20 protein-coding genes are annotated in these 20,446 nt (G+C 73.7%); 10 read left to right on the top strand and 10 right to left on the bottom strand.

All coding sequences use genetic code 11. The features are described 5' to 3' along the window. Nucleotides 1-126: 126 nt before the first annotated feature. Nucleotides 127-1,173 carry a diacylglycerol kinase family protein gene (locus tag EDF38_RS00680; RefSeq protein WP_123353496.1) on the top strand — a complete coding sequence of 349 codons (1,047 nt, stop codon included), beginning with the start codon at nucleotides 127-129 and terminating at the stop codon, nucleotides 1,171-1,173. Nucleotides 1,174-1,196: 23 nt separating this feature from the next. Here EDF38_RS00680 and pheA read toward each other — a convergent pair whose 3' ends face one another. After that, nucleotides 1,197-2,153: a prephenate dehydratase gene (gene pheA, locus EDF38_RS00675; RefSeq protein WP_123353495.1), complete on the bottom strand. Its 957-nt coding sequence runs from the start codon at nucleotides 2,151-2,153 to the stop codon at nucleotides 1,197-1,199. Between the two features lie 69 nt (nucleotides 2,154-2,222). Here pheA and pgm point away from each other — a divergent pair, with 69 nt between their 5' ends. Continuing rightward, nucleotides 2,223-3,842, top strand: coding sequence for a phosphoglucomutase (alpha-D-glucose-1,6-bisphosphate-dependent) (gene pgm, locus EDF38_RS00670; protein WP_123353494.1), 1,620 nt, complete (start codon nucleotides 2,223-2,225; stop codon nucleotides 3,840-3,842). Nucleotides 3,843-4,104: 262 nt separating this feature from the next. Next, a complete protein-coding gene (locus EDF38_RS00665) occupies nucleotides 4,105-5,199 on the top strand; it encodes a matrixin family metalloprotease (RefSeq protein ID WP_123353493.1) in 1,095 nt (364 codons plus the stop codon). A gap of 22 nt (nucleotides 5,200-5,221) precedes the next feature. Here EDF38_RS00665 and EDF38_RS00660 read toward each other — a convergent pair whose 3' ends face one another. Further along, complete coding sequence (locus EDF38_RS00660) at nucleotides 5,222-6,082, bottom strand: M15 family metallopeptidase (protein ID WP_123353492.1); 861 nt, start codon at nucleotides 6,080-6,082, stop codon at nucleotides 5,222-5,224. 170 nt (nucleotides 6,083-6,252) lie between these two features. Here EDF38_RS00660 and EDF38_RS00655 point away from each other — a divergent pair, with 170 nt between their 5' ends. Beyond that, nucleotides 6,253-8,106 (top strand): MDR family MFS transporter, encoded by a 1,854-nt coding sequence (locus EDF38_RS00655; protein ID WP_233572092.1) that lies wholly within the window; start codon nucleotides 6,253-6,255, stop codon nucleotides 8,104-8,106. 189 nt (nucleotides 8,107-8,295) lie between these two features. Then, nucleotides 8,296-8,817 (top strand): MarR family winged helix-turn-helix transcriptional regulator, encoded by a 522-nt coding sequence (locus EDF38_RS00650; protein ID WP_123353491.1) that lies wholly within the window; start codon nucleotides 8,296-8,298, stop codon nucleotides 8,815-8,817. Here the strand turns inward: EDF38_RS00650 and EDF38_RS00645 are convergent. Further along, nucleotides 8,814-9,716 (bottom strand): site-specific DNA-methyltransferase, encoded by a 903-nt coding sequence (locus EDF38_RS00645; protein ID WP_123354922.1) that lies wholly within the window; start codon nucleotides 9,714-9,716, stop codon nucleotides 8,814-8,816. The two genes, EDF38_RS00650 and EDF38_RS00645, sit on opposite strands and share 4 nt — an antisense overlap. Nucleotides 9,717-9,841: 125 nt before the next feature. On the opposite strand from EDF38_RS00645, the gene EDF38_RS00640 reads away from it, so the two are divergent. After that, complete coding sequence (locus EDF38_RS00640) at nucleotides 9,842-10,132, top strand: GNAT family N-acetyltransferase (protein WP_123353490.1); 291 nt, start codon at nucleotides 9,842-9,844, stop codon at nucleotides 10,130-10,132. 67 nt (nucleotides 10,133-10,199) lie between these two features. Here the strand turns inward: EDF38_RS00640 and EDF38_RS00635 are convergent, their stop codons facing one another. The 7 genes from EDF38_RS00635 to EDF38_RS00605 all read right to left on the bottom strand — a co-directional run bounded on the left by EDF38_RS00635 (nucleotide 10,200) and on the right by EDF38_RS00605 (nucleotide 16,609). Continuing rightward, a complete protein-coding gene (locus EDF38_RS00635) occupies nucleotides 10,200-10,508 on the bottom strand; it encodes a hypothetical protein (protein ID WP_148061411.1) in 309 nt (102 codons plus the stop codon). Nucleotides 10,509-10,626: 118 nt separating this feature from the next. Next, nucleotides 10,627-11,676, bottom strand: coding sequence for a biotin/lipoate A/B protein ligase family protein (locus EDF38_RS00630; protein ID WP_123353488.1), 1,050 nt, complete (start codon nucleotides 11,674-11,676; stop codon nucleotides 10,627-10,629). A gap of 5 nt (nucleotides 11,677-11,681) precedes the next feature. After that, nucleotides 11,682-12,548 carry an alpha/beta hydrolase gene (locus tag EDF38_RS00625; protein WP_123353487.1) on the bottom strand — a complete coding sequence of 289 codons (867 nt, stop codon included), beginning with the start codon at nucleotides 12,546-12,548 and terminating at the stop codon, nucleotides 11,682-11,684. 54 nt (nucleotides 12,549-12,602) lie between these two features. After that, the gene (locus EDF38_RS00620; protein WP_123353486.1) at nucleotides 12,603-13,220 is read right to left on the bottom strand and encodes a PepSY domain-containing protein; all 618 of its coding nucleotides are present in this window, start codon (nucleotides 13,218-13,220) and stop codon (nucleotides 12,603-12,605) included. A 132-nt stretch (nucleotides 13,221-13,352) separates the two neighbouring features. Next, nucleotides 13,353-15,035: a HAMP domain-containing sensor histidine kinase gene (locus EDF38_RS16130; protein WP_233572091.1), complete on the bottom strand. Its 1,683-nt coding sequence runs from the start codon at nucleotides 15,033-15,035 to the stop codon at nucleotides 13,353-13,355. Continuing rightward, nucleotides 15,028-15,705: a response regulator transcription factor gene (locus EDF38_RS00610; protein ID WP_123353485.1), complete on the bottom strand. Its 678-nt coding sequence runs from the start codon at nucleotides 15,703-15,705 to the stop codon at nucleotides 15,028-15,030. The genes EDF38_RS16130 and EDF38_RS00610 overlap by 8 nt, the downstream gene beginning before the upstream one ends. A gap of 151 nt (nucleotides 15,706-15,856) precedes the next feature. Continuing rightward, nucleotides 15,857-16,609: an SDR family NAD(P)-dependent oxidoreductase gene (locus EDF38_RS00605; RefSeq protein WP_123353484.1), complete on the bottom strand. Its 753-nt coding sequence runs from the start codon at nucleotides 16,607-16,609 to the stop codon at nucleotides 15,857-15,859. A 144-nt stretch (nucleotides 16,610-16,753) separates the two neighbouring features. On the opposite strand from EDF38_RS00605, the gene EDF38_RS00600 reads away from it, so the two are divergent. The 4 genes from EDF38_RS00600 to EDF38_RS00585 all read left to right on the top strand — a co-directional run bounded on the left by EDF38_RS00600 (nucleotide 16,754) and on the right by EDF38_RS00585 (nucleotide 20,425). Continuing rightward, nucleotides 16,754-17,215 (top strand): MarR family winged helix-turn-helix transcriptional regulator, encoded by a 462-nt coding sequence (locus tag EDF38_RS00600; protein ID WP_123353483.1) that lies wholly within the window; start codon nucleotides 16,754-16,756, stop codon nucleotides 17,213-17,215. Next, nucleotides 17,212-18,654, top strand: coding sequence for an MFS transporter (locus EDF38_RS00595; RefSeq protein ID WP_123353482.1), 1,443 nt, complete (start codon nucleotides 17,212-17,214; stop codon nucleotides 18,652-18,654). Before EDF38_RS00600 ends, EDF38_RS00595 begins: the two co-directional genes overlap by 4 nt. 253 nt (nucleotides 18,655-18,907) lie before the next feature. Further along, nucleotides 18,908-19,432 carry a hypothetical protein gene (locus EDF38_RS00590; protein WP_123353481.1) on the top strand — a complete coding sequence of 175 codons (525 nt, stop codon included), beginning with the start codon at nucleotides 18,908-18,910 and terminating at the stop codon, nucleotides 19,430-19,432. Between the two features lie 108 nt (nucleotides 19,433-19,540). Next, nucleotides 19,541-20,425, top strand: a complete 885-nt coding sequence (locus EDF38_RS00585) for an endo alpha-1,4 polygalactosaminidase (RefSeq protein WP_123353480.1) — start codon at nucleotides 19,541-19,543, stop codon at nucleotides 20,423-20,425. Nucleotides 20,426-20,446 lie beyond the last annotated feature (21 nt).

The following is a 20,446-nucleotide window of genomic DNA, read 5'->3' as shown; positions in this document are numbered from 1 at the left end:
CCCTTCCACAGCCGCTGCCCACCGCCCCCACGCCGCCCCTCCCCCGGGAGGCGCGGGCCGCGCTCCGTCCCCCGTCGCGTCCCCGAGACCGTCACCTCCGCCGGGCCCCGCCGGTACGGTGAGCAGATGACGACCTCCCCCTCCTCCTCCCCCGCCGAGCACGCCTCGACGCCGGAGGCCGAGCAGGCCTCCTCGGCCGGTGCCGGGCAGAAGACCGCTGCCCTCGTGTACAACCCGATCAAGGTCGACATCGACGCCGTCAAGGCCGCGATCGCCCGCCACGAGAGCGACTCCGGCTGGGCCGAGACCCTGTTCTACGAGACGAGCAAGGAAGACCCGGGAGGCGGGGTCACGGCCGAGGCCCTCGAGGCAGGTGCCGACATGGTCATCGCGGCCGGCGGCGACGGCACCGTCCGTGCGGTCGCCGAGGCGCTCCGCGGCAAGGACGCCTCGCTCGGGCTGCTCCCCTCGGGCACGGGCAACCTGCTGGCCCGCAACCTCGACCTGTCGCTCGACAACCTCGACGACTCGATCGCGACGGCCTTCCGGGGCCGCGACCGCGACATCGACCTGGGCGTCGTCGACGTCGAGCGCGAGAACGGCGAGCGCGAGACCTTCGCCTTCGTCGTCATGGCCGGGGTCGGCCTCGACGCGAAGATGCTCGCGAACACGAACGACGAGCTGAAGAAGCGCGTCGGGTGGCTCGCCTACGTCGACGCGATCGCCCGTGCCCTGCGCGACAACAACAAGATCGACGTGCGCTACGAGCTCGACGACGGCGGTCGCAAGACCATGCGCGCCCACACGATCATCGTCGGCAACTGCGGCCTGCTGCCGGCCAACATCATGCTGCTGCCCGACGCGGCGGTCGACGACGGCATCTTCGACATCGTCGCGCTGCGCCCCGAGGGCTTCTTCGGCTGGGTCCAGATCTGGCTCAAGATCGTGTGGGAGAACGGCGTGCTGCGCCGCAGCCAGGTCGGTCGCCGCATCCTCGCCGCCAACCACCGCGAGGTGCGCACGCTCCGCTACACGAAGGGCAAGAAGCTCGTCGTCCGCCTCGACTCCCCGCAGGACTTCGAGATCGACGGCGACTCCGTCGGCAAGACCGTCGCCCTGCGCGCGGTCGTCGACCCGGGCGCGCTCACCGTCCGGGTGCCCAGCGACAGCTGACCCGACCAGGTCGGCCAGGCCGGCTAGGCCGACTCGGCGCCCGTGACGAGCGCGCGCAGCCAGTCGCGGGCGTCGACGAACGCCTCGTCGTCGTAGCGCGGCGACACGGCCACCGGTCGGCCGTCGGCCCGCGGGTACGACCCGAGGAAGATCACGTTCGGGCTGAACCGCTTGAGCCCGAGCAGGGCGTCGGCGACCCGCTCGTCGAGCACGTGGCCCTCGAGGTCGATGACGAACCGGTACCGGCCGAGGGCGTCGCCGATCGGCCGTGACTGGATCAGGCTGAGGTTGATGCCGCGGGTCGCGAACTGCTCGAGCATGTCGACGAGGGCGCCGGCGCCGTCCTCGGGCAGCTCGACGATGAGGCTCGTCTTGTCGGCACCGGTCGCGGCGGGCACCGGGACCGTGCGGCTGACCAGGACGAAGCGCGTGACCGCGTTGCGGTTGTCGCCGATGCCCTCGGCGAGCACCGCGAGGTCGTGGTGCTCGGTGATCGTCGGCGGCGCGACCGCCGCGTCGGCGCGACCGGCACCCGCCGGGCCCGCGAGCAGGTCGGCCGCCGCGGCCACGTTCGACGTGGCGGGCAGATGGCCGTGGCCCGGCAGGTGGGCCTCGAGCCAGAGGTGCGTCTGCGCGTACGCGACGGGGTGGGCGTTGACGACGTGCACCTCGTCGATCGTCGTGCCGGGCCGCGCCACGAGCACGAAGTCGACGGCGACGAGGTACTCGCCGATGATGCGGAGCCCCGGCACGGTCGCGAGCGCGTCCTGCGTGGCCGAGACGCCGCCCTCGACGCTGTTCTCGATGGCGATCATCGCGGCGGTGCTGCGTCCGGAGACGACGTCGGCCAGCGCCTCCCCCACGTTGTTGACGCTCCGCCAGTCGGCGCCGACCGCCTCCGGCACCTGCTTGAGAGCCGCCTCGGTGAAGGTGCCGGCCGGCCCCAGGTAGCTGTAGGACGAGGAGGCGCGGGTCGGCATGACCGAGAGCCTACTGAGCGAGCCGGTCGCCCTGGGACGGCCGTCGGTGGCGGGTGCCAAGATGACCCCATGACCGACCGCGCCGGAACACCCGCAGAAGCAAGCGACCTCATCGACACGACCGAGGTCGTCGACGCCTACTACCGCCTCGTGCCCGATGTCTCGAAGGCCGAGCAGAAGGTCGTCTTCGGCACCTCCGGCCATCGCGGCTCGTCGCTCGACGCGGCCTTCAACGAGACCCACATCGCCGCCGTCACGCAGGCGATCGTCGAGTACCGGGCGTCGCAGGGCATCACCGGCCCCCTCTTCATCGGTCGCGACACGCACGTCCTCAGCGGGCCCGCCGAGCGCACGGCGATCGAGGTGCTGACCGGCAACGGCGTGCACATCCTCGCCGACTCCGAGGGCGGCTACGTGCCGACCCCCGCGCTGAGCCACGCGATCCTCGTCTACAACAACGACCCGTCGCACGCCGACAAGGCCGACGGCATCGTCGTCACCCCGAGCCACAACCCGCCCCGCGACGGCGGCTTCAAGTACAACCCGCCGCACGGCGGCCCGGCCGACAGCGACGCCACGAGCTGGATCGCGAACCGCGCCAACGAGATCATCGCCGCGGGCAGCGTCGACGTCGTGCGCGGCGACGGCAGCCCGGGGCGCCACGACTTCCTCCGCGGCTACGTCGGCGACCTGATCAACGTCATCGACATCGACGCGATCAAGGCGGCGGGCGTGAAGATCGGCGCCGACCCGCTCGGCGGCGCGAGCGTCGAGTACTGGGGCGCGATCCGCGACGTCTACGGCCTCGACCTGACGGTCACGAACCCCGGCGTCGACCCGACCTGGCGCTTCATGACGCTCGACTGGGACGGCAAGATCCGCATGGACCCGTCGAGCGCCTCCGCCATGGCGAGCGTCGTGCACCGCAAGGACGAGTTCGACGTGCTGACCGGCAACGACGCCGACGCCGACCGCCACGGCATCGTCACCCCCGACGGCGGCCTCATGAACCCCAACCACTACCTCGCGGTCGCCATCGACTACCTCTACACCCACCGCCCGCAGTGGCGCGAGGACGCCGCGATCGGCAAGACGCTCGTCTCGTCGAGCATCATCGACGGGGTGGCCGCGAAGCACGGTCGTCGCCTCTGGGAGGTGCCGGTCGGGTTCAAGTGGTTCGTGCCCGGCCTCGTCGACGGCTCCGTCGCCTTCGGCGGGGAGGAGAGCGCCGGCGCCTCCTTCCTCCGCAAGGACGGCACGGTCTGGACGACCGACAAGGACGGCATCCTGCTCGCGCTGCTCGCCAGCGAGATCATCGCCGTCACGGGCAAGACCCCCTCGCAGCTCTACGTCGAGCTGACGGAGGAGTTCGGCGACCCCGTCTACGAGCGCGTCGACGCCGCCGCCAGCAAGGAGCAGAAGGCGCGCCTCGGCAAGCTGAGCGGCGACGACATCACCGCGACCGAGCTGGCCGGCGACCCGATCACGGCGAAGCTGGCGGAGGCGCCGGGCAACGGCGCCTCGGTCGGCGGCCTCAAGGTGGTCACCGACAATGCCTGGTTCGCGGCCCGCCCGAGCGGCACCGAGGACGTCTACAAGATCTACGCCGAGTCGTTCGAGGGCCCCGAGCACCTGAAGCGCGTGCAGGCCGAGGCGAAGGAGATCGTCGACGCCGCCCTCGGCGCGTAAGCGGCACAAGCACCACCAGCCCCACCAGCACCACCACGCACCGGCACCACGAGGACGCCGGACCGCAGCGGGAGACCGCCGCGGTCCGGCGTCCTTCGTTCGTTCTCCGGCCACTCCCGCACGCAGCCATGCGGGGCGCCACCGAACGGCCTCGTTCTGGGGTCGACCTCAACTCCATGCGTCTGCATACGCTCGCGATCGTGCCTCCGCAGACCCGGCGTCAGGCACACCACCCGACCCCGACACTGGAGAACGACCCGACGTGAAGACCACCGATGCGCGCAGCCCCGAGCGCGCCTCCTCGATCCGTCGTCGGCCGACCCGCACGCACCTCGTCGCGACGGTGAGCAGCCTGGCTGCCGCCGTGGCGCTCGTCGCCGGCGTGCTCTCGGCCACGGCACCCCTGACCCCGACGACCCCGAGCGCCGCACCCGTCGCGTGCACCGACGTGGCGGTCGTGACCGTCGAGCAGGCGGCCGACCTGACCGGCACCTGCGACTACGCCGGCGTGACCATCGACATCGGCGACGGCCGGACCATCGGCGTGCCCGCCGCCGGCACGACCCTCGCGCTCGACGCCCTCGCGGCCGGCGGAGCGGACGACGCCTCCGACGCCGACGCCGTCGTGCAGCGCACCGCCGCCGGCCGCGTCTCGGTGCTGCTCGGTCACGAGGCGCACGAGGCGCACGAGGCGCACGCGCCCCACGCCGACGCCGGCGCCCTCGGCACCGCCGCCACCGCCGCCGTCCCCACTTCGACCTCGTGCGCGGCCTCGGCCCGCACGGCCTTCGTCAAGACCGGCCGGTCGTGGCCCGGCGCCTACACGTGGAAGTCGAACGACAGCGGTCGCCCGTCGTCGAACTCGACCTCCGTCATCGACGCGGCCTTCAAGTCCATGGCCTCCGGCGGGACGCGATGCGGCGCCGGCGCGACGGTCGCGACCCGCGCCTCCGCCGTCCTCGCCGGGACGACGACGGCCCGACCCGCGATCACCACGGCGGGCTCGTGCACGGGCTCCCGCGACAAGGTCAACGTCGTCGGCTGGCAGCAGCTCCCGAAGGGCATCCTCGGCCTGACCTGCGTCGTGTACTCGGGGTCGACGATCCTCGAGGCCGACATCGCCTTCTCGACCACCCAGTCGTGGTTCTCCAGCACGTCGGCCACCGGCTGCAAGGGCACGCGCTACGACCTGTCGACGGCCGCCTCGCACGAGCTCGGCCACGCCCTCGGGCTCGGCCACGTCGCCGCCTCGACCGGCCAGACGATGAAGCCGTCCATCCCCCCGTGCGACTTCTCGTCGCGCCTCAAGGGCGTCGGCGACGCCGCCGGCCTCGCCGCGGTCTACCCCAAGAAGTGACCGTGACCCCGACCTGCGCGGCTCAGCCGGCGTAGGTCGGGGCGGCCGGCAGCCCGAAGAACTCCTCGAGGGTGGTGACGCCGGTCTCGTGCATCTCGGTCGCGAGCGGCACCCCCACGTAGCGGAAGTGCCAGGGCTCGTACGTGAAGCCGGTGACGGCCGTCTTGTCGGCCGGGTAGCGCAGCAGCCAGCCGTACCGCCAGGCGTTCTCGGCCAGCCACCGCCCTTGGGGCGTGTCGCCGAAGCACGCCTGCAGCGCGCAGCTCAGCGGGATCGGGCTGATGTCGGCGACGAGCCCGGTCTGGTGCTCGGAGTACCCGGGCCGCGCGCTCTGGATGTCGGCCTGCGCCTGCCCGAGCCGCTGCACCCAGCCGCCGTAGACGCTGACCTGCGTCGCGTACGACCGGTACGCGCTCTGCACCTGGAACTGCCCGGCGCCCGCCGCCTCGCCCGCCGCGACGAGGTCGAGCAGCGCCTGCCCCGCCTCGGCGCGGAAGACCGGCGGGTTCTGCGACGGCACCGCGATCGTGACGAGGTCGCTCGGCGCGTAGTCGCTCGGCTGCAGCGGCCGCAGCTTGTCGCTGACGACCCAGAGGCTGGCGGGGTCGTCGATCGACATCGCCGTCTTGTCGAAGCCCGGGGCGGGCGTCTCGCTCGGCTCGGGGGCCACGGTCTCCTCCGGAGGGTCGTCGGTCGGGTCGTCGGTCGGCGCGGCGCTCGACGTGGCCGACGACGACGGCCCCGCCGGAGGCGCGGTGCCGGTGGCCGTCGTCCCGCCGCCGCCGTCGTCGCCCCCCGTGCAGCCGGCGACGACGGCCGTCACGAGCACGAGGCCCACGGCCGTGGTGATCGCGCGGACGGGTCTCGAGCGGTGCGCCGGCATGCCCCCAGGCTACGGGGCCCTGGACGCCTGGCGGAGGATCGTGCAGTGCAGTAACTTCTGCGTACTACGCAATGTCTGCGCGGCGGTCCCTCCGCGCCGTGCCGAACCGCGCCTCCCGCGGTCCCCTCTCGCCCGGTCCCGCTCCGCAGTCCGCTCCAGGAAGCAGCTCCATGTCACGCACGACCACCGCCCCCGTCGAACGCCAGGGGCTCATGAACCACCGGCAGATCCTGTTCGTGATCTTCGGCCTGATGGCCGGCATGTTCCTCTCGGCGCTCGACCAGACCATCGTCGGCACCTCGATGCGGACCATCGCCGACGACCTCGACGGCCTCAGCCTGCAGGCCTGGGTCACGACGGCGTACCTGATCGTCTCGACGATCTCCACGCCGATCTACGGCAAGCTCAGCGACATCTTCGGCCGTCGCCCGCTCTTCCTGATCGCGATCTCGATCTTCCTGGTCGGCTCGCTCGCCGCCGGGTTCAGCGAGAGCATGTACCAGCTCGCGATCTTCCGGGCGATCCAGGGCATGGGCGCGGGCGGGCTCATGGCGCTGCCGCTGACGATCATGGGCGACATCCTCGCCCCGCGCGAGCGGGCCAAGTACCAGGGGTACTTCCTCGCCGTCTTCGGCGTCTCGAGCGTCATCGGGCCGCTGGTCGGCGGCCTGTTCGCCGGCGCCGACCAGATCTTGTTCGTCACGGGCTGGCGGTGGGTCTTCCTCATCAACATCCCCATCGGCATCGTCGCTCTCGCGGTCGTCGTGAAGTTCCTGCACATCCCCGGGCAGAAGAGGCGCGAGAACGTCCGCATCGACTGGCTCGGGGCCGCCGCCGTGATCGTCGCCGCCGTGCCGCTGCTGCTCGTCGCCGAGCAGGGCCGCGAGTGGGGCTGGTCGTCGCCCGGCGCGCTCGCCTGCTACGTCGTCGGCGCCGTCGGCATCGCCTCGTTCGTCGCGATCGAGCGGGCGATGGGCGACGACGCACTCATCCCGCTCAAGCTCTTCCGCAGCCCGACCTTCTCGATGTCGACCGTGCTCGGCGTGCTCGTCGGGTTCGGCATGTTCGGCGCGCTGCTGACCGTGCCGCTGTACCTGCAGCTCGTCAACGGGGCGACCCCGACCGAGAGCGGCTTCCAGATGCTGCCGATGATCGCCGGGCTGATGATCTCGTCGATCGTCTCGGGCCAGCTCATCTCGCGCACCGGGCGCTACAAGGTCTTCCCGATCACGGGCACCGCGTTCATGTCGCTCGGCTTCTTCTGGTTCACGAACCTCTCGTACGACAAGCCCTACTGGTTCATGATGATCGGCATGCTGCTGGTCGGCCTCGGGCTCGGTCAGCTGATGCAGACCCTGACCATCGCGTCGCAGAACTCGGTCGGCCCGCGCGACATCGGGGTGGCGACGTCGGCCTCGACGTTCTTCCGCCAGATCGGCGGCACCCTCGGCACGGCCGTGCTCTTCTCGGTGCTGTTCTCGCGCATCCCCCAGACCATCGCGGCGGCCTTCGTCGACACGTCGCTGCAGCGCGACGTGCAGAGCGCCCTCGCCGACCCGGCGGTCGTCGCCGATCCGGGAAACGCGTCGATCCTGAAGCTGTACCAGGCGGCGCAGGGCGGCGACACCTCGTCGGTGAGCGGTGCGCTGAACGGCAACACGTCGTTCCTCAACACGGCCGACCGCCGCCTGGCGGCGCCCTTCCTCGACGGGTTCGCGAGCGCGGCCGTCACCGTGTTCTGGGTCGCCCTCGCCGTCGTGCTGGTCGCGTTCGTGCTGAGCTTCTTCCTCAAGGCGACGCCGCTGCGGCAGAAGTCGGCCATCGACGAGGCCCACGACGACGCCCAGGCCGCGTCGGCCGCGGCAGCGGTGGCGGCCCAGGAGGCGGCGGCCGCGACCGGCGCGCTGGTCGCGCCCGACACCGGGAGCGTCCGCACCTCGGCGGCGGCGGCGACCACGGCGGCGACCGCGCCGGGTGACGATCGCGACCGCCCGGGTGAGAACGGCAGCCTCCGAGGCTCCTGACCGCGCCGGGCCCGGAGGACGGGTAACGTTGCCCGGGTCGGAGGCGCTCGTCGCCTCCCGAGTCGGTCGTCTCGCCCCCGGCGTACCCTGCCCGTGAAGCTCACGTGGGAGGCCAGACGACCAGGGCCGCGCACCCCCGGGTGCGCGGCCCTCTTCTCGTCCCCGGGCCGGGTCGTTAGGCTGACTAGCATGTCTGACCGGCCTCACCCGACCTACGACGCCTCCGGTTACTGGTACGCCTCCACCGACGAGGAGCGCGGGGTCGAGGTGCTCAACTCCCTCCGTCGCTACCGCGCGGCCGAGTCCGAGATGCGCCGGCGCACCCGCACCTCGATGAAGATGGGCGAGACCGACCTCGCCGCCATCCGCTTCCTGCTGCGGGCCCAGCGCCGCGCGGAGACGGTCAGCGCGAAGGAGCTCGCCGACAGCCTCGGCATCACCTCGGCCTCCACCTCCGTGCTGATCAACCGCCTGGTGCGGAGCGGCCACCTGCTGCGGCACGCGCACCCGACCGACAAGCGCGGCGTGCTGCTGACCGCCACCGGCGACTCCGACGGCGAGGTGCGCGCGACGATGGCGAGCATGCACGCCCGCATGATCCACGCCGCCGAGTCGATGAGCGCCGACGAGTCGGCCGCCGTGGTGCGCTTCCTCACCGAGATGACGTCGGCGATCGAGGTCGACGACCAAGGGCACGACGAGGCCCGCTAGCTCGCCGACGCCTCCGGGGCGGCACCGGTCGCCGAGGGCTCGGCGACGACGAACGAGGCCGACGGGAGCCTCCGGCGCATGACCCCCACCGCCTCCTCGTTGCTGTCGACGAGGACGAAGCGTCGACCGAGCGCCTCCGCGACGGCGCCCGTCGTGCCGCTGCCGGCGAAGAAGTCGAGCACCCAGTCGCCCTCGCGCGACGAGGCCTGCACGATGCGGCGCAGCACCCCCTCGGGCTTCTGCGTCGGGTAGCCGGTCTTCTCGCGACCGGTCGGCGAGACGATCGTGTGCCACCAGACGTCGGTCGGCAGCTTGCCCCGGGCGACCTTCTCGGGCGTGACGAGCCCCGGCGCCATGTACGGCTCGCGGTCGACGGTCTCGGAGTCGAACCAGTAGCGCTGCGGGTCCTTCACGTAGACGAGGATCGTGTCGTGCTTCGTGGGCCAGCGCGCCCGGCTCTTCGCGCCGTAGTCGTACGCCCAGATGATCTCGTTGAGGAACGACTCGCGGCCGAACAGCGCGTCGAGCAGCACCTTCGCGTAGTGCGCCTCGCGGTAGTCGAGGTGCAGGTAGAGCGTGCCGTCGTCGGCGAGCAGCCGCCAGGCCTCGGCGAGCCGCGGCTCGAGGAAGGTCCAGTAGTCGTCGAAGCGGTCGTCGTACCGCATGAGGTCGCCGCGGATGCGCTCGTACGCGACCCCTTTGAAACCGGTGATGCTGGTGATCGAGCCCTCGACGCTGCGGGTCGAGGTGGTCGAGCGGCGGGTCTGGGCGCGCCCGGTGTTGAAGGGCGGATCGAGGTAGACGACGGTGAAGGCGCCGTCGGGCAGGGTGCGCGTCGCGTCGAGGTTGTCGCCGTGCACCACGAGGCTCGGGGAGGCGGCGGTCCAGTCGACGGGCATGCCCCCCATTCTGTCGGGTGGGGAGGGCGGACGTGGCCGCGGACCGAGGCGGCGGACCACGGACCGCCGGCCGCGGACCGCGGGCCCAGGCCCAGGCCCAGGCCGCCGGGCGTATCCTCGGCCGCATGAGCGTCACCGTCGAGAACCGCCCCGCCCAGAACCAGTACGCCCTCGTCGAGGACGGCGAGACCATCGGCTTCGCCGCCTACGACGTCGCGGGCGACGAGATCCGGTTCACGCACACCGAGATCGAGCCGAGCCGCCGCCGTGCGGGCCTCGGGGCGCAGCTCGTGCAGGGCGCGCTCGACGACGTGCGGGCCGAGTCCGACCGCCGCGTCGTGCCGCTCTGCCCGTTCGTCGTCGAGTGGATCGACGAGCACGTCGACTACCAGGAGCTGCTGCGCCGCCAGCCCTGACCACCCCGACGCCGGAGGCGCGGGTGACGCCGCCGCGGCAGGTAGCGTCCCGCAGCGCGCCGCCGGCTCAGTCGCGGTCGCGCAGGTCGATGGTCACGCGCGACGCCAGGTCGGGCACGTGCCGACCACGGTCTCCGCGGCCGTCGCCGTCGCCCGGCAAGGGCGCGGGAGCCGGCAGGATCGTCTGCCGGTCGAGCTCGACCTGGGCCTCGTACCGGGTCGGCGAGAACACCTCGTCGCCGATGCCGGCGACGCCTCCCCCGCCCGAGCCGCCGCGGCGGCTCTTGTCGCTGAGGTCGATCACGCCGAGCCGGTGCAGCACCGTCCCGACCACCACGAGCCCGAGCACCACCGCACCGCCGATCACCAGGTCCACGCAGACACCCTAGCCAGGGCGACCCTGCCGGGAGCCGCCGCGGCGGAGCCGGGCGGCACCGCGCCTCCTCGTGGGGCGGGTCGATCGGCGCGGCGGAGAGGAGGCGCGCCTCCGCGGGTCAGGGGACGCGGCGCAGCCACTCGGGCGTGGCGAACTTCGTCGCCACCAGCTCCTCCGCGGCGGCGAGCTCGGCGTCGGTGACGTGGCCGGGCGTGGCGCCGTACAGGCCCGTGAAGGTCTGCTTGAGCCGCTCGATGATCTCGGCGCGGGGCAGGCCGGTCTGGCTGCGGAGCGGGTCGACGCGCTTCGCCGCGCTCGTCGTGCCCTTGTCGCTCATCTTCTCGCGGCCGATGCGGAGCACCTGCACCATCTTCTCGCCGTCCATGTCGTACGACATCGTGGCGTGGTGGAGGAGCGCTCCGTTGCCGAGGCGCTTCTGCGCGGCGCCGCCGATCTTGCCCTTCGCGCTCGTGATGTCGTTGAGCGGCTGGTAGAACGCGTCGATGCCGAGCGACCTCAGGGCCGTGATGACCCACTCGTCGAGGTAGGCGTAGCTGTCGGCGAAGCTCATGCCCTGCACGAGCTCGCCGGGCGCGTAGAGCGAGTACGTGACGATCGACTGCGCGTCCATGTACATCGCGCCGCCGCCGCTGATCCGGCGCACGACCTCGAAGCCGAAGCGCTCGGCGGCCTCCGGGTCGACCTCGTTGCGGAGCGACTGGAAGCTGCCGATGACGACGGCGGGCTGGTCCCACTCCCAGAAGCGGAGGGTCGGTCCGCGGCGGCCGGCCCCGACCTCCTCGGTGAGCACCTGGTCGAGGGCGAGGTGCATGTTCGGCGAGACGGGGCCGTCGTGCACGACCTGCCAGTCGTAGTCGCGCCAGTCGGTCGCCCGCGAGAGGCTGCGGCGGACGGCCACGGCGACCGCGTCGGCCGAGAAGCCGAGCATGACGGCGTCGTCCGGCAGCCCGCGCTTCACCGCGTCGGCGATCGTCGCGGCGTCGGACTCGGCGGGCAGGCCGTTCACCGCCCGGTCGATCGCGTCGAGCGCCGTGTCGGGCTCGAGGAAGAAGTCGCCCGCGAGGCGGAAGTCGGCGATGCGACCGTCACGCACCTCGAGGTCGACCACCACGAGCTTGCCGCCAGGGACCTTGTACTCACCGTGCATGGTCGTCAGCCTAGGCGGGCGTCGAGCCAGGCGACGAGGTCGGCCGTGACCTCGTCCGCGTTCGTCTCCTGGAAGACCTCGTGGCGGGCACCCGCGTAGACGACGAGCTCGACGTCGGTGAGTCCGCTGCGCGAGGCGTAGGCGGTGGCGAGCTTGCGGGCGCTCTCCTCACCGCCGAGCGGGTCGTCGTCGCCGACGAGGATGAGCACCGGCACGTCGCGGTCGAGCTGCTTCGCCGGGCGGCCGAAGAGCCGGGCCGCGTCGCGGTAGCCGAAGAGCTTCGCGACCTTGGCGTCGACGGCGAGCGGGTCGACGCTCATCGCCTCGGCGACGGCCGGGTCGCGGCTCAGCCACTCGAACCCCGTGCTGCCGAGGTGGGCGTGGCGGGCGTTGAGGTCGCCGCCGTTCATGCTGCCGGGCATCCGGTACGCGGTGCCGCTCAGCACCACCGCGTCGTAGAGCGACGCCTGCCGGTTCACGATCTTCTGCAGCATGAGCGAGCCCCACGAGTGGCCGAGCGCCGCGAGGGGCAGGCCCGGCTCCTGCTCGCGGACGATGCCCGTGAGCCGGACCACCGCCTCCACCGCTCCCGCGAGGCCCGAGGGGCCGAGGCGGCCGAGCTTCGCGTGGTCGCCGTCCCACTGGCCGAGGCCGGTGGCGCCGTGCCCGAGGTGGTCGTCGGCGTAGACGGTGTAGCCGGCGCGGACGAGCTCCTGCGCGAGGCGCTCGTAGCGGAGCGCGTGCTCGCCGACGCCGTGCAGCAGCTGCACGACGCCACGGGGCGCCCCCGCCCGCCAGACGTAGTAGTGGACGGTGACGCCGTGGGCATCGACGAACGTGTGGTCGCCGCGGGCTGCGGAGAAGACGGGCATGCGGCCAGTGTCGCACCCGACCGCCCCGGGGAGGCGCGGCGCGGCCCCCGCGGGTCAGCGGCGGTCGTCGACCGTGGTGCGGAGCACGCCGAAGGCCGCGTCGAGGTCGACGTCGACCTCGGTGCCGTCGTCGAGGCGGACGTCGACCTCGTAGGCCACGTCGCCGTCGTCGTCACGGTCGACGTCGGTCACGGTGCCGCCGCCGGCCGCGGCGATCGCGGCCGCCGAGGCGTCGTCGTAGTCGGCGCCCGTGACGTCGTCGGAGCCGGTGCTCGCGTCGTCGGAGGGGCCGGCGCCGCTGCTCGGGCTCGCCGCGGACGTCGCGTCGTCGCGGTCGTCGTCGTCCCCGCCGCGGTCGCGGTCGCCGTCCCGGCGGTCGTCGACGCGGCTCGAGGTCACGGCGAACGAGTCGTCGAGGAACACGTGCGCCTCGCGCCCGTCGGTCGTCGTGACCTCGACGTCGTAGCCGGGCAGGCCGTCGTCGAGGCGGTCGACCTCGGTGACGGTGCCTCCGCCGACCTCGGCGAGCGCCGCCTCCCGCGCCTGGTCGCTCGTGGCGGCGGAGACGCGGTCGTCGTCGCCGACCGTGGACGCGACGGCGACGCCGCCGCCGGCGAGCACGAGGGCCGCCGCGATGCCGCCGGCGATGAGGAGGGTCTTCTTCGTGGGCATGGTGTCTCCGTTCGAGGGGGCCGCGGGCGGCCGGTCGGGGCTCGGCGGGGCTCCCGGAGGAGGTCGTCGAGCTGATGGAGACAGCTTCTCGAGGGAGCGCTGAAGCGGAACTGAAGCCCGCTGAAGGGACGTTCAGCCAGCCGCGGGCAGCTCGACGACGAAGCGCGCACCGCCGCGCGGGGAGGCCTCGACGCGCACCGAGCCGCCGTGGACGCGGACGATCTCGCGCACGATCGCGAGCCCCAGGCCGCTGCCGCCCGCGTCGCGGTCGCGGGCCTCGTCGAGCCGCACGAACCGGTCGAAGACCCGCTCTCGGTCGGCCTCGGCCACCCCGGAGCCGTCGTCGTCCACCGTCAGCACGGCCCGCCCGTCGCGGTCGACGAGGCCGATCGCGACGGTCGCGGCGGCGTGGCGGGCGGCGTTGGCGACGAGGTTCCGCACGACCTGGCCGAGCAGGCCCTCGTCGCCGACGACGCGGGCGGGGCCGACGCCGGTCGCGTCGACGACGAGCGGGGCGGCGGCGCCGGTCGCCGCGGGCGTGGCCGTGGCCTCGGCTGCTGCTGCCGACGCCGCCGCCGCGGCTGCCCGCTGCCGGGACGCCTCGGCCAGCACGAGGTCGTCGAGGTCGACCGGTCGCCGCGCGACGCCGAGCGCGCCCTCGTCGGCGCGCGCGAGCACGAGGAGGCCCTGCACGAGCGCCGTCAGCCGGGCCTCCTCGCCGAGGACGGTGCCCGCCAGCGCCCGGCCGTCGACCGCCTCCGGGTGCAGCAGCGCGACCTCCGCGTGCTGCCGGATCGTCGCCAGCGGCGTCTTGAGCTCGTGCGACGCGTCGCCGACGAAGCGTCGCTGCGCCGTGGCCGAGGCGTCGAGCCGGTCGAGCATGCCGTTCAGCGTGCGGGCGAGCCGCGCGACCTCGTCGCCGCCGCCTGGGTCGGGCAGGCGGTGCGACAGGTTCGCGGCGGTGACCTCGGCGACCTCGCGCCGCATCGTCTCGACCGGGCGCAGCGCCCGCCCGACGACGAGCCAGGTCGTCACGCCGAGCACGAGCAACGCCACGGGGATCGCGACCCCGAGCGTCACGAGGCTCGCCGAGGCGGCCGCCTGCGACTCCTCGACGCTGCGCGCCGCCACCACCGACCAGGAGGCGCGGTCGACGACGGGCGCAGCGGCCTCGGTCGAGTCGTCGCTCGCGTCGTCCGTCGCGTCGTCGGCGGTGTCGGCGTCGTCGCGGTCGTCGGTCGGGTCGTCACCGGCCGGGTCGTCGTCGGGATCGAGGTCGTCGGCGTCGTCGGAACCGCGGCCGGACGAGGCCGACGCGCTCGGGGCCGGGTCGGTGCTCGGGCTGGGGCTCGCGCTCGGGCTCGGGCTCGCCGTCACCGCGACGTCGGCCCCGTCGCGCTCGACCACGTACCACTCGTCGTCGAGCCGCACCCGGTCGCCCGACGAGGCGTCGACGAGGGAGCCGGCCCGCTCGACGAGGTCGTCCTCTCCCCCGGCGGCGAGCAGCGCGCCGGTGTCGTCGACGACGAGCACGACGGCACCGTCGGCCTCCCCGGCGACCGCCGCCGCCGGCGTGGAGCCCGTCTCGAGGGCGGCGACGGCCCGGTCGACGTCCGACGTCGCGGCCGACCGCGGGGCGTCGTCGAGCACCGCGCGCTGCACGAGCGCGAAGACGAGCGTGAACACGCCGAGCGTCAGGGCGACCGCGAGCACCGCGGCGGTCGTGATGCGGCGGCGGAGGGAGGCACGGCGACGAGGCCGGGCCCCGGGAGGCGCGGCGGGCGCCCCGGGGACGGGCGCGCTGCGGTCAGCCACCCCGCGCCTCCAGACGGTATCCGGCACCGCGGAGCGTGACGATCGCCTCGCGGCCGAACGGCCGGTCGACCTTGTTGCGGAGGTGCCGGACGTAGACCTCGACGATGTTGGGGTCGCCCTCGAAGTCGTCGTTCCAGACGCCGTCGAGCACCTCGCGCTTCGTGACGACCTGGCCGGCGCGGCGGAGGAGGAACTCGAGCACCGCGAACTCCCGGCTGGTCAGCTCGATCGGCTGGTCGCCGCGGTGCACGCTGCGCGACGCGGGGTCGAGCCGGAGGTCGCCGGCCTCGAGCACGACCGGCCGCTCACGGGCGCCGCGGCGGACCAGGGCCCGGAGGCGCGCGAGCAGCACCGCGAACGAGAACGGCTTCGTGAGGTAGTCGTCGGCGCCCGTGTCGAGGGCCTCGACCTGGTCCCACTCGCCGTCCTTGGCCGTGAGCATGATGACCGGGGTCCAGTCGCCGCCCTCGCGCATCGCGCGGCAGACGGCGTAGCCGCTCATGCCGGGCAGCATGATGTCGAGCACGACGACGTCGTAGCGGCCCTCGCGGGTGCGCCAGAGGGCGTCGACGCCGTTCCCTGCCACGTCGACGGCCATGCCCTCGGCCTCGAGGCCCATGCGGAGGCCCTCGGCCAGGGTCGCCTGGTCCTCGACGACGAGCACGCGCACGGCCGACCTCCCCCGCGCGCACCCTGCCCGCCGGTGCCCATCCTGGCGCGGCCCCGCTGAAGCGGCGCTGAAGCGCGCTGCTCGCCTGCCTGCCTGCCCTCGGCAGATCGGCGGCGCGGACGCGGCGGGCGCGCGGCGCCGACGCGGGGCGTCAGTGCGCGGAGTAGCCGCCGTCCACGAGGTGGTAGCTGCCCGAGATGAAGGAGGCCTCGGGGCTGAGGAGGAACAGCACGAGGGCCGCGACCTCCGAGTCGGTGCCGAGGCGACCCGCGGCGTGCTCGCCCTCGAGCGCGGTGAGCTGCTCGGTCGAGAGGCCCGAGCGCACGAGCGGGGTGTCGATGAAGCCGGGGCCGACCGCGTTCGTGCGGACGCCCTGCGCCGTGTACTCGAGGGCCGCGACCTTGGTCAGGCCGACCAGCGCGTGCTTGCTCGTGACGTAGGCCGCGTTGTGCGCCATGCCGACCGTGCCGAGCACCGACGCCATGTTGACGACGGCTCCGCCGCCGGCCTCCACGATCGCCGGCAGCTGGAACTTGAGGCCGTAGAAGACGCCGTCGAGGTCGACCGCGCGCACGCGGTCCCACGCCTCGATGTCGTAGTCGCCGATCGTCTGCGGCGCGGCGCCGATGCCCGCGTTGTTGACGGCGAGGTGCAGGGCTCCGTAGGTGTCCTTCGCGAACGCGACGGCCGCCTCCGAGTGCTCCCAGACCGCGGTGTTCTGCTCGAACGCCGACGCGGTGCCGCCCGCGGCGGTGATCTGGTCGACGACCGACTGCGCGGCGTCGAGCTTGATGTCGGTGACGACGACCGAGGCGCCCTCGCTCGCGAGCGCCTTCGAGATCGCGGCGCCGATGCCGCTGCCGCCGCCCGTGACGATCGCGGTCTTGCTGTCGAACCTGGACATGACGTCCCTCTTCCTCTGTCTGCGTGGTGGGCTCGTCGGTGAGCCGTCCTCGACGATACGCCCGGCGCCTCCTCGATTCAACACGTGTCGCTTATCGGGTCGAACTATTTACTTAGCCGAGCTAAATGCCTAGGCTGGCCGGCGATGACCGACCTGAGCGACGTGACCGACCCCCCGAAGCGAGCGGTGGCGCACGCCCAGCTCTCGAGCGAGGTGCGCGGCTCGGTGCTGCGGCTCGCCCGCCGCCTGCGGCAGGAGAAGGCCGACACCGAGGTCACCGACGCGCAGATGGCGGCCCTCGGCTACGTGTTCCAGGCCGAGCCCCTGACGATCGGTCAGCTCGGCGAGCACGAGGGCGTCACCCCGCCGTCGATGAACCGCACCGTCGGCAAGCTCGTCGACGCCGGCCTCCTCACGCGACGCCCCGACCCCGCCGACGGCCGCCGGGTCGTGCTCGAGACGACGCCCGCGGGCGCCGCGTTCGTCCTCGAGACCCGCCGTCGCCGCGACGAGTGGCTCGTGCCGCGCCTCGCCGCGCTCAGCGCCGACGAACGTCGCACCCTCGCCGACGCGACCGCCGTCCTGCGGAAGCTGACCCGCTCGTGAGCGCCATGTTCCGCTCGCTGAGCCTCTACAACTACCGCCTGTGGTTCGGCGGCGCCCTCGTCTCGAACACCGGCACGTGGATGCAGTCGACCGCGCAGGACTGGCTCGTCCTCACCCACCTCACCGACCACGACGCGACCGCCGTCGGCATCACGATGGCGCTGCAGTTCGCGCCGCCGATCCTCCTCGTGCCGGTCACCGGGCTCATCGCCGACCGGTTCGACCGGCGACGCATGCTGATGCTGACGCAGGCGACGATGGGGCTGCTGGGGCTGGCGCTGGGGCTGCTCGTGCTCACCGACGTCGCCCAGCTCTGGATGGTCTGGGTCTTCGCGCTCCTGCTCGGCACGGCGAACGCGATCGACGCCCCGATCCGGCAGAGCTTCGTCTCCGAGCTCGTGCCGCCGGGGCACCTGGCGAACGCGGTCTCGCTGAACTCGGCCTCGTTCAACGCCGCGCGCCTCCTCGGCCCCGCCGTCGCCGGGGTGCTGATCGCGACGGTCGGCACGGGGTGGGTGTTCCTCATCAACGCGGCGTCGTTCGCGGCGGTGCTGCTGTCGCTGCGGTTCATCCGGGTCGCGCAGCTGCTCGCGAAGCCGCCGGTGTCGCGGGCGAAGGGCCAGATCAAGGAGGGGTTCCGCTACGTCCGCGGCCGCCCCGACCTCATGGTGATCTTCACGATGATCTTCGTCATCGGCACCTTCGGCCTGAACTTCCCGATCTTCACGTCGACGATGGCGAGCGTCGAGTTCGGCGTCGACGCGAGCGGCTTCGGCCTGCTCTCGTCGTGCATCGCCGTGGGGTCGCTGGCCGGGGCGCTGCTCTCGGCCCGACGGGAACGGCCACGGATGCGCATCCTCGTCCTCGCCTCCCTCGCGTTCGGCGTGACCTGCGCGGTCGCCGCCGTCATGCCCACCTACTGGAGCTTCGCCGCGGTGCTCGTCACGGTCGGCCTGTCGTCCATCACCCTCATGACCACCGCGAACGGCACCGTCCAGCTCAGCGCGGCCCCGCAGATGCGCGGCCGCGTCATGGCGCTGTACATGGCGATCTTCACGGGCGGCACGCCGCTCGGGGCGCCGGTCGTCGGCTGGGTGGCGAACACGTTCGGGCCGCGCTGGGCCATCGGCGTCGCCGCCGCGGCCGGGTTCGTCGCGGCGGGCATCGCGATCACGTGGCTGGTGCGCGCGCAGCACCTGCGGGTGCGCCGGGTGCCCGTCGAGCCGACCGCCGCGCAGGAGGCGCGGGCCGGCTCCCCGGCGCCGCCCGCCCGCCGTGCCCCCCACCTGCCGCACCTGCCGCCGCTGCCGCACTTCGCCGTCGAGCACGACGGGGACGGGGCCGCCGGGGCGCGGGCCGCCGCGGCGCGGGCGGAGACCGCGCGGGCGGAGACGGCCGATGCGATGGAGGCCGACGAGGCGGCAGCGCGCACGAGCTGAGGCGCGGGCGTCGCGTCACGGTCTGGGCGTGACGTCACGGCAGGACGTGACGCGATGCGCAGGACGTGACGCGACGCCTCCGGAAGGTCCCCGGACCTGGTGCCGGTGGGGCCCGGGTGTCGGGTGTGACGGCGGCGGGTGCGTCGGGCGGCTCGGGGGTTCCGCGGCGGGCGGGGCGGGCGTACAGTCCCCCCGACGAGGGAGTCGCCGCGCGGTCGCCGACCGACGCCGCCCCGTCGACGGGAGGCGCCGCATGCAGAAGAGGCTCACGACGGCCACGGGCGCGTCCCTGGCGACCACCGCCGTCGGCGTGACGATCTGCGGGATCGCGACGGTCGCGCTCATCCGCGAGGGGGCGTTCGGCCCCGACGGGATCCGCGCGGGCCGGCTCGACTTCGTCACCGCGGCGGTGTGGCTGCTCGGTGTCGCCATCGTGCTCGGCGGGGCGGCGGTGCTGCTCGTGGCGGCGGCCGACCGACTGCTCGGCGCGGTGCCGCCGACCGAGGCGGCACCGGAGGGTCGAGCTCGGGACACGGCGTCCGCTCCCCCCACGACGACCCCGGGCGCGTCCCCGGCGCCGGCCCCCGTCGACCACCGCGACCGGGCAGCGACCGTCGCGCCCGAGCGGGCCGTCCGCGCCGCGCCGACCGTCGGCCAGCACCGTGCTCCCGTCGCCCCGGACCTCGCCGGGCCGAGCGCCTATCCCGTTCCCGCCGCCGCGCGGTCGTCGTGGGTCGCCCCGGCCGGGGTCCTCGCCGCGCGCGCCCACCGCCACTGACCCGCGTCACGGCCCCCCGGCTCCGCGTGACCCACGCCGAGCCACGAGCGCGGTGCCCCGGCCGAGACGCGGTGCGGGTCCGCGTCGTGCTCGCCGTAGGCTCGCCGCATGCCCGACACCCCGCCCCGAGGAGGCGCGCCCCGCCTCCGCCGCACCGCCGCCGTCGTCGGGGCGCTCGCCCTGGCCCTCGCGCTGACGGGCTGCGCGACCAGCCTCACCCTCGACGTCGACGACGACCCGACCGTCGTCGGGACGACCCCGACCGCGACGCCCGACGCCGACGGCTTCCCCGTCGGGGCCGCCCTCGACTACCAGCTCGGCGGCGCCTACGACCCCCCGGCCGGCACGGGCATCGTCGCCCGCGACAGCACCGAGCAGCCCGCCCCCGGCACCTGGGACGTCTGCTACGTGAACGGGTTCCAGACGCAGCCCGGCGTGGAGTGGCCCGACGAGCTGTTGGTGCACCGCGCCTCCGGCGAGCTGCTCGTCGACCCGGGCTGGCCCGACGAGCACCTCTTCGACCTGGCGAGCGCGACGACGCGGGATGCCGTCGCCGACCGGATGCGCGCGACGGTGCAGGCCTGCGCCGACGACGGCTTCGACGCCGTCGAGTTCGACAACCTCGACTCGTACACGCGCTCGGACGGCGCCTTCGGCCTCGACGACGCCGTCGCCTTCGCGACCCTGCTCGTCGGGCAGGCGCACGACGCGGGCCTGCTCGCCGGCCAGAAGAACACCGCCGAGCTGGAGGCGCGGGGCCGGGACGAGATCGGCTACGACTTCGCCGTCGTGGAGGAGTGCGACCGCTACGACGAGTGCCCCGCCTACACCGACGTCTACGGCGAGCGCGTCCTCGCGATCGAGTACGTCGACGACCTGCGCGACACCGTCGCGGGCCTGTGCTCGCGGTCGTCGACGCCGCGCAGCACGGTCGTGCGCGACCGCGACCTCGTCACGCCGGACGACCCCGGGTACTCGTTCGCCCGCTGCTGACGCCGGACGCCTCGCGGCGCG

The organism is Frigoribacterium sp. PhB160 (assembly GCF_003751785.1).
Taxonomy (GTDB): Bacteria; Actinomycetota; Actinomycetes; order Actinomycetales; family Microbacteriaceae; genus Frigoribacterium.
Note: the sequence above shows the minus strand (reverse complement) of the source record. Positions and strands in the feature narration are given on the sequence as shown.